Source organism: Nonomuraea sp. NPDC002799, assembly GCF_053592075.1.
The window spans coordinates 1-10,246 of the sequence record NZ_JBSFVA010000087.1; the positions used below are offsets into that span (position 1 = coordinate 1).

At 70.0% G+C, this 10,246-nt stretch carries 2 protein-coding genes; both read left to right on the forward strand.

Annotated elements, in window-relative coordinates:
• A partial coding sequence (locus ACWD0F_RS51135) for an amino acid adenylation domain-containing protein (protein WP_449890291.1) occupies nucleotides 1-5,682 on the forward strand: 5,682 nt, incomplete at its 5' end.
• 129 nt (nucleotides 5,683-5,811) lie between these two features.
• Nucleotides 5,812-10,246 (forward strand): amino acid adenylation domain-containing protein (locus ACWD0F_RS51140; RefSeq protein WP_449890292.1); only part of this gene is annotated, 4,435 nt, incomplete at its 3' end.

Sequence of the window (10,246 nt, forward strand, 5' to 3'; positions counted from 1 at the left end):
CACATCCTCCTCACCGCCTTCACCACCGTCCTGTCCCGCTGGACCGGCCAAAACGACCTCATCATCGGCACCCCCCACGCCGGACGACCCCACCCCCAACTCGAAAAACTCATCGGCTTCTTCATCAACACCCTCCCCCTCCGCCACCACCACGACCCACACACCACCTTCACCCACGCACTCACCACCACCAAAAACACCGTCCTGCAAGCCCAAACCCACGCCGACACCCCCTTCGAAACCCTGGTCGACGCGCTCGCCCCCGAACGCGAGCTCTCCCACTCCCCCCTCGTCCAAACCGTCTTCGGCCTGCACCACCTCGAACACGACCAATGGCCACTCGGCCCCGACCTCCACGCCACCTGGGAACCCATCGACACCGGCACCGCCAAATTCGACCTCACCTTCAGCGTCCTGACCGCCGGCCACCGCATGTGGCTCGACGTCGAATACGCCACCGACCTCTACGACCCCGGCACCATCAGCCGCTTCATCGAGCACTGGCTGACTTTCCTCGACCACGCCCTGACCAACCCGGCCGCCCCGCTCACCAGCGTCAGCAGCCTGCCCGCCGACGAGCACCGGCAACTGCGGCACTGGTCGAACGACCAGCCCGCCCGCACGCCCAACAGCCGCACCCTGGACGATCTGGTCGCCGAGCGCGCTGAGCAGACCCCCGACGCCATCGCCATCACCGCTGACGGCGCCGGCGTCACCTACCGTGAGCTGCTCCAGCGGGCGGACGCCATCGCCGAGCACCTCGTGCACCGCGGCGTGCGGCCCGGCGACCTCGTCGGCTTGTGTTGCGACCGCTCCGCCGAGCTGGTCATCGGCATGCTCGGCATCCTGCGCGCGGGTGGCGCCTACGTGCCGCTCGACCCGGACTACCCGGACGACCGGCTGGCGTTCATGCTCGCCGACAGCGACGTCCGCATCGTCCTGGGCCGCCGGCAACTCCTCGACGCCCTCCCGCTCGCCGAAGGCCAGCACCCCGTCCCCCTCGGCGACCTCCCGGACCACCCCACGCCGGGCTTCGCCCCTCCGGCGGGCCGCCCGCACGATCCCGCCTACGTCATCTACACCTCCGGATCCACCGGCCGGCCCAAGGGCGTCCTCGTCTCCCACGACAACGTGGTGGGCCTGTTCGATGCGACGCGGCAGTGGTTCGGCTTCTCGCCGGCGGATGTGTGGACGTTGTTCCATTCGGCCGCGTTCGACTTCTCGGTGTGGGAGATCTGGGGCGCGCTGACCACCGGTGGGCGGCTGGTCGTGGTGCCGTTCTGGGAGAGCCGCGACGCCGGGACCTTCTACGAGCTCGTCGCCCGTGAGGGCGTGACGGTGCTGAACCAGACGCCGGCGGCCTTCCGGAGCTTCGCCGCCGCGGACGAGAGCCGGCCCCGGCCGCTCGCTCTGCGAACGGTCATCTTCGGCGGCGAGGCGCTGGACGTCGAGACGGTGTCCCGCTGGTGGGAACGGCACGCTGAGGACAGCCCGCGGCTGGTCAACATGTACGGCATCACGGAGACGACGGTCCACGTCACCTACTGCCCGCTGACCCGGGCGACGCTCCAGGGCAGCCGCAGTCCCATCGGCCGCCCCATTCCCGACCTGACCGTGCACGTCCTGGACGCGTACGGCGAGCTCGCTCCCCTCGGTGTTCCGGGAGAGATGTACGTGGGCGGCCGGGGCGTCGCCCTGGGTTACCTGAACCGCGCGACCACCAGCGCCGAGCGATTCGTCCCCGATCCCTTCTCCGCCGTTCCAGGAAGTCGCCTGTACCGCACCGGCGACCTGGCGCGCCGGCTGCCCGACGGCACCCTGGAGTTCCTCGGCCGCAACGACGACCAGGTGAAGATCCGCGGCTTCCGCATCGAGCTCGGCGAGATCGGCGCGGTGCTGACCGCCCACCCCCGGGTCCGTGGCTGCGTGGTCACGACCCACGGCGAGCCAGGGGACGCCCGGCTGATCGCCTATGTCGTCCCATCCGATGATCGGCTGACCGTCGAGGAGCTGCTGGAGCATCTCAGCGCGCGACTGCCGGCCTACATGATTCCGGCGGCGACGCTCTTCCTCGACGAGCTGCCGCTCACCGGCAACGGCAAGGTCGATCGGGACAGGCTGCCGGAGCCGGGAGCAGAGCGGCCGGAGCTGCGTGATCACTATGTGGCCCCGCGCACCGAGACCGAGCGGATCCTGGCCGAGGTCTGGGCGGAGGTGCTCGACCTGGACCGTGTAGGGGTCGACGACAACTTCTTCTACCTGGGCGGCGACTCGATCCGCAGCCTCCAGGTGCTGGCCCTGGCACGCGAGAAAGGGCTGGACTTCACCCTGCAGCAGTTGTTCCAGCTCCGGACGATCGCGGCCCTGGCCAGGGAAACGCAGGGCACGACCGCCGAGCGAAGCGCCTCCGAGGCCTTCAGCCTGGTGTCCGCGGCGGACCGGGACCGCATGCCGGCCGACGTCGTGGACGCCTATCCGCTGGCCGCGCTGCAGGCGGGAATGATCTTCCACATGGAGGAGGACCGGAGCCGGCTCCTCTACCTCAACTTCGACAGCTTCCACGTCCGGGCGCCGTTCGTGGAGACGGCGTTCCGCACGGCCGTCCAGCAGGTCGTGGCTCGCCATCCGGTCCTGCGGACGTCGTTCCACCTGAGCGGCTACAGCGAGCTGCTGCAACTGGTCCACCGCGAAGCGACCCTGCCGATCGTGGTGGAGGACATCAGCGGCCTGAGTGAGCTGGACCAGCAGCGGGTCCTCGACGAGCTGATGACCTCCGAGCGGGCCGAGAACTTCGACCTGACGAAGGCGCCGCTGCTGCGGTTCTTCATCCATCTTCGCAGCGACGAGACCTTCCAGTGGTCGCTGGTGGAGCACCACGCCATCCTGGACGGCTGGAGCCTGAACTCCACCATCGCCGAGATCCTGGAGCGCTACCTCGCGCTGCTGAAGGACCCCGGGGCCGTGCCGCCGCCGGCTCCCGTCGTGTCGTTCCGCGACTTCATCAAGGACGAGCTGGAGACGATCGGGGACGCGGCGGAGAAGGCGTACTGGGTCGGCAAGCTGCGCGACGCCAACCGGCTGGTCATCCCCCGCTGGCCGTCGGACACCGAGGTCGAGCCCGCGGTCGAAGCGCCTGCCGGCGCGCACTTCTACGGCTCGCGGGAGACCACGCTGCCGCGCCCGCTGCGGCTGCGGCTGGAGGAGGTGTCCGGCCGGCTGGGGGTGCCGCTCAAGAGCGTCCTGCTCGCCGCGCACGTCCGGGTCCTGGAGTACGTCTCCGGCCGGCGGGACGTGATCACCGGGGTGACGCAGAACGGCCGGCCGGCCGTGACCGGGGGAACCGACGCGCGCGGCCTGTTCCTCAACTCGTTGCCGTTCCGGGTGAGCGCCGCCGGAGGTAGCTGGGCCGACCTGGCCCGCCAGGTGTTCGCGGAGGAGCAGGAGCTGCTGCCGCACCGGCGCTACCCGTCGGCTGAGCTGCAGCGGATCGCCGGGAACGAGCAACTGTACGAGACCTACTTCGTGTACAACCACTTCCACGTCCTGGGCCAGGTCCTGGGCGCCGGAGAGATCTCCCTCGTCAGCCAGACGAACCACATCTCGCCCAGCATGCGGGTCGAGCCCACCAACTTCACTCTCGTGTGCGGCTTCCTGCGCGACCCGCTCTCCGGCGAGCTGCTGCAGGTTCTCGACTACCACACCGACAAGCTGCGCGAAGAGCAGGTCTCCAGGATCTGGGACTACTACCACGCCGCGCTGCGCGCCCTCGCCTACGAGACGGACCGGCCCGTCGCCGACACGCCGCTGATGCCCGAGGGCGAGCGTGCGCTCATCGAGCGCTGGAACAACACCGCCCGGCCCGCTCCCCTCGACCGCACCGTGGCCGACCTGATCGCCGAGCAGGCTGAACAGCGGCCGACCGCGGTGGCGGTGGTCTCCGGGGAGGTGCGCCTGACGTACGCCGAGCTGATGAGCCGGGCGGAGGCACTGGCGGTCGAACTGCGCGGTCTCGGGGTCGGCAGAGGTGACGCGGTCGGCCTGTGTTGTGACCGGTCGGCTGACCTGGTCGTCGGCATGCTGGGCATTCTGTGCACGGGTGGCGCCTACGTGCCGTTCGATCCGGATTATCCGGCCGACCGGCTGGCCTTCATGCTCGACGACAGCGACGTCCGGATCGTGGTGGGCCATCGGCCGCTGCTGGCGGCGCTGCCGATGAGCGGCCGGCTGGCCGTACCGATCGAGGAGGTGCCCGAGACCACCGAGCGCGTCGGCCGGCCGGTCGCCGGCGGCGATGACCTGGCCTGTCTGCTGTACACCTCCGGCTCCACCGGCCGGCCCAAGGGGGTGATGGTGCCGCATCGTGGCATCATCCGGCTGGGCTGCGAGACCGATTACGTGCGGCTCACGCCGCGGACGGTCAGCGGCCAGATGGCCAGTGCCAGCTTCGATCCGCATCTGTTCGAGTTGTGGGCCCCGCTGCTCAACGGCGGCCAAGTGGTCATCGTGCCGACCGAGGTCTCCCTGGCGCCGGCCCGCTTCGCCGAGCTCGTCCGCGCCGAGGGCATCACCACGATGGTCGTCGTGACCGCGCTGTTCAACGGCACCATCGCCGAACAGCCTGACGCCTTCGCGACCGTCGAGCAGCTCTACACCGGCGGCGAGGCCCTCAACCCGGGGAACGCGGCCATCGCGCTGGGGGCGGGCCGGACCGAGGTGTACAACGCCTATGGGCCGACCGAGGTCTCCACCATCTCCACCTGGGCGCCGGTGACCGCGACCGCCACCAGCGGGCGGATCGGCCGGCCCATCGCCAACACCCAGGCCTGGATCCTGGACCAGGACGGCCGGCAGGCGCCCATCGGGGCACCAGGTGAGCTCTGCCTGGGTGGCCCCGGCGTCGCCCTCGGCTACTGGAGACGTCCCGGCCTGACCGCCGAACGCTTCATCCCCGACCCCGCCGCTCCCGGCCGGCAGCTCTACCGCACCGGCGACCTGGCCCGCCTGCTGCCCGACGGAACCCTGGAGTTCCTCGGCCGGATGGACCACCAGGTCAAGATCCGCGGCCACCGTATCGAACCCGGCGAGATCGAGAGCGTGCTCGCCGCCCATCCCGACGTCGCCGCCTGCGTCGTCACCCCTTACCGCCCCGCCGAGGGGCCCGTCCAACTGGTCGCCTACCTCCAGCCCCGCGAGGACGCCATCGACCCGGCACGCGTCCGCGCGCACGCATTCAGCCATCTGCCGGAATACATGGTGCCCGCCACGCTGATCGTGCTGGACCGGCTACCGCTGAACCCCAACGGCAAGATCGACCGGCATCGCCTGCCCGCACCGGACACCACCGACGCCCCCGCTCCCCACGTGCCACCGCGCAACCCCCTCGAACGGCTCATCGCCGACATCTGGGCAGATGTCCTGCACCGCCCCGAGATCGGCGTCCACGACAACTTCTTCACCCTCGGCGGCCACTCACTCGCCGCCGTCAAGGTGACCTTCAGTCTCCAGAGCGAGCTCGGCATCGTGCTCGGGGTGCGTGACGTTCTGCGGACCGCGACCGTTCACCTGCTCGCCGAGTACGTCGCCGAGCAGGTGGAGATCCAGCTCGCCGATCTCGGCGACGCGCTCGGCGACCTCGAATCGCTGTCCGAAGAGGAAGTACAGCACCTCCTGCACAACTCCTGATCCGCGCGTCCTTGAGGAATCTCTATGTCTCACACAGTTCAGAGGTTGGCGGAGCTGTCGCCGGAACGCCGGTCATTGCTCCTGGAGCGCCTCCACCGGCGTAGGAAGTCGCATGCTCTTGAGCCGGTGGTGCGTGACGGTGATGGGTTGCCGTTGTCGTTCGCGCAGGAGCGGTTGTGGTTCCTGTGGCGGATGGCGCCGGATTCGCCGGTCTACAACGTGCCGATGACTTACCGGCTGTCCGGTGACCTGGACGTGCCGGCGCTGCGTCAGGCGTTGACGCAGGTGGTCACCCGGCACGAGGTGCTGCGGACCCGCTACGTCGAACGCGACGGCAAACCCGTGCAGCTGATCGACCCGCCCGCGCCCGTGGACTTACCAGTGGTGGCGGTCCCCGATGAAGACACGCTCACCGCGACCCTGCACGAGCAGAGCGCCGAGCCGTTCGATCTGACCCGGCCGCCACTGCGCGCCACCCTGTTCACCCTGTCCCCCACCGAGCACGTCCTGTGCCTGGTGCTGCACCACATCGCCTGCGACGGCTGGTCGGACGGCGTGTTCTGGCGCGAGCTCACCACCGCCTACCACGGCCACGACCTGCCGCCACTGCCCATCCAGTACGGCGACTACGCCCACTGGCAGCGACGCTGGGCCGACGACGGCGAATACACCCAGCAGCTGACCTACTGGGAAGAACACCTGGCCGACCTGCAGATCCTGGAACTACCCGCCGACCGCCCCCGCCCGGCCGTGCAATCCTTCGACGGCGCGCACGTCCCGTTCACCATCCCGGCGCACACCGCCGCGCGGATCCGCGACCTCGCCCAGGCCACCGGATCGACCACGTTCATGGTGCTGCTGGCCGCCTTCCAGCTCCTGCTGGCCCGGCTGTCCGGCCAGCGCGACATCGCCATCGGCACCCCGGTCACCGGCCGCACCCACGAAGAACTCGCCCACCTGATCGGCTTCTTCGTCAACACCGTCGTCATGCGCACCACCATCACCGGCGACCCCACCTTCACCCAGCTCCTGGCCCAGGTCCGCACCACCACACTCGACGCCTACGCCAACCAGGACGTCCCCTTCGACCACGTCGTCGAACGACTCAAGCCCGCCCGCGACGCCGGCCGCACCCCCCTGTTCCAGATCATGTTCACCTTCGACAACTTCACCGCTGCCGACGAGCCTGCCGTCGCGCTGGCCGCCCTCACGGCCGAGCGCGGGCGGAGTGAGCTGATCACCAGCCCGTTCGACCTGACCCTGGGCCTCCGTGACTCGGCCGACGGCATGTCGGGGGAGGTCGAGTACAACATCGATCTGTACGAACCGGCGACCATCGCGAGGATCGCCGGCCACTTCCGCGAGCTCGTCCGGCGCATCGGCGACGATCCCGATCTGCCGCTGTCGCAGCTCGAATCGTCCATCGCCGACCGGGAGCGGGAGCGGATCGGCGGCTGGAATGCCACGGAGTTGCGCTACGAGCCGGACATCAGCGTCGAAGAGCACTTCGAGCGGCACGCCGCCGAGCACCCTGACGAGTGCGCGCTGACCTGGGGAGACCTCGAACTCACCTACCGGGAGGTGGACGAGCGCGCGAACCGCCTGGCCCACCTGCTCCAACGCCTGGGCTGCGGTCCCGAGCAGCGGGTGGCCGTCTGCGTGGCACGCGGCGCGGACATGGTGATCGCCCCGCTCGCCGTGCTCAAGGCCGGCGCCGCCTTCGTGCCCATCGATGGCGAGCAGCCGGTGGCCCGCCTGGCCGACATGCTGGCGCTCTCCGCTCCGACGGTCCTGCTGACCGACGCCGGTCTGGACGCCAGGTGCGGGCGCGGATCGTGGCAGTCGGTCAGGCTCGACGAGGACGCGGAGCTGATCGCGGCGCAGCCTGCCGACCGGCCCAGCCGTACGGCACCGCCGGGAGGTCTGGCCTACGTCATCTTCACCTCCGGCTCGACCGGCAAGCCCAAGGGCGTGATGATCACCAGGAGGGGGCTGACCAACTGGCGGGAGGCCTGGTCGGCCGGGCAGGAGCACCGCGCGCTGCGTCGCTGGCTCACCACGGCCAGCCCCTCCTTCGACGTGTTCGTCGGAGACATCGTGCGCAGCCTGAGCTTCGGCGGCACCCTGGTCATCGGGGAACGCACGCTGGCGCTCGATCCGGCGGCGCTGGCCGAGACGCTGCGCGAGCAGCGGATCGACGGCTTCGAGTGCATCCCTCCCGTGCTGGTCAACCTGGCCGAGCAGCTGACGCGCACCCGCACGACGCTGCCCCGGCTGCGGTTGATCGTCACCGGGTCGGACTCCTTCAACACGGCCGACACCGCTCTGGTCCTGTCGGCGTTCGACGACCGCACGCGCATCATCAACACGTGGGGCGCCACCGAGACCACGGTGGACAGCTCGGTGTACGACGTGCAGGCGGTCGTGGCGACCGGCTCCGGGATCGTGCCCGTCGGCGGGCCGATCGCGAACTCCACCATCCACGTGCTGGACGTCTCCTTCCGCCCTGTTCCCATCGGCGCCATCGGCGATCTGTACATCGGCGGCGACGGCATCGCCCGCGGCTATGCCGACCGGCCGGCGCTGACCGGCGATCGTTTCGTGCCCGACCCCTTCGCCGCCACCCCGGGCGCACGGCTGTATCGCACCGGCGACCGGGGGCGCTGGCTCGCCGACGGCAGCGTCGAGTTCGTCGGCCGGGACGACGACCAGGTGCAGATCCGCGGCTATCGCGTCGAACCGGGGGAGATCGAGGCGGCACTGCGTGAGAGTCCCGAGGTCAAGGACGTCTTCATCCACGCCAGAGCCGTCGGGGGCGGAGGGCACCGGATCATCGCCTACGTCGTGCCGCGCGACCCCGAGTCCGTGAGCGGCGACCGGCTGCACACCTCGGCGGCCGAGCGGCTGCCCTCCTACATGCGTCCTGCCGCCTTCGTCCTGGTGCCGTCGCTGCCCCGGACCGTCAGTGGCAAGGTGGATCGGGCCGCTCTCCCGGATCCGGGCGCCGATGAGACGACGCGCACGGAGATCGAGACCCCCCGCACCCCGCTGGAGCTCAAGGTCGCCGAGGTGTGGGCGGAGGTGCTGCCGCACGCAGGTCCCATCGGGATCCACGACAACTTCTTCGACCTGGGCGGTCACTCGCTGCTGGCGACCCGCCTCATCTTCGGCCTTCGATCCGCGCTCGGTGTGGATCTTCCGGTGCACAAGGTCTTCGAGGCGAACACCGTGGCGGCCATGGCCGCCACGATCGAGACGTACGCCGCCGCCGCCCGGCCCGCCCTTGAGCCGGTGGTGCGTGACGGTGGTGGGTTGCCGTTGTCGTTCGCGCAGGAGCGGTTGTGGTTCCTGTGGCGGATGGCGCCGGATTCGCCGGTCTACAACGTGCCGATGACTTACCGGCTGTCCGGTGACCTGGACGTGCCGGCGCTGCGTCAGGCGTTGACGCAGGTGGTCACCCGGCACGAGGTGCTGCGGACCCGCTACGTCGAACGCGACGGCAAACCAGTGCAGCTGATCGACCCGCCCGCGCCGGTGGACCTGCCGGTGGTGCCGATCGATGAAGGCGAGCTTGCCACGGTCCTGCACGAGCACTGGGCCGGGCCGTTCGATCTGACCCGGCCGCCACTGCGCGCCACCCTGTTCACCCTGTCCCCCACCGAGCACGTCCTGTGTCTGGTGCTGCACCACATCGCCTGCGACGGCTGGTCGGACGGGGTGTTCTGGCGCGAGCTCACCACCGCCTACGGCGGTCACGACCTGCCGCCGCTACCGGTGCAGTACGGCGACTACGCCCACTGGCAGCGGCGCTGGGCCGATGACGGCGGGTATGCCCAGCAGCTGACCTATTGGGAAGAACACCTGGCCGATCTGCAGATCCTGGAACTGCCCGCCGACCGCCCCCGCCCACCGGTCCAGTCCTTCGACGGCGCGTACATCCCGTTCACCGTTCCCGCGTCCACCGCCGCCGGGATCCGCGACCTCGCCCAGGCCACCGGATCGACCACGTTCATGGTGCTGCTGGCCGCCTTCCAGCTCCTGCTGGCCCGGCTGTCCGGACAGCGCGACATCGCCATCGGCACCCCGGTCACCGGCCGCACCCACGAAGAACTCGCCCACCTGATCGGCTTCTTCGTCAACACCGTCGTCATGCGCACCACCATCACCGGCGACCCCACCTTCACCCAGCTCCTGGCCCAGGTCCGCACCACCACACTCGACGCCTACGCCAACCAGGACGTCCCCTTCGACCACGTCGTCGAACGACTCAAACCCGCCCGCGACGCCGGCCGCACCCCCCTGTTCCAGATCATGTTCACCTTCGCCCAGGACGACGCCGGGGGCGCGGTGGAGGCCGATGACCTGTGGGCGGGCGAGATGGACGTCGAGATCACCGCCGCGCAGTTCGACCTGATCCTGAACCTGCGGGACGTGCCCGGCGCCTCGGCGCTCACCGGGAACATCTGCTTCGCCGTCGATCTGTTCGATCGGGTGTCGGTGGAGGCGATGGGAGCGCTGTTCGTCCGGCTGCTGGAAGCGGTCGCGGCCGACCCCGACCAACCGA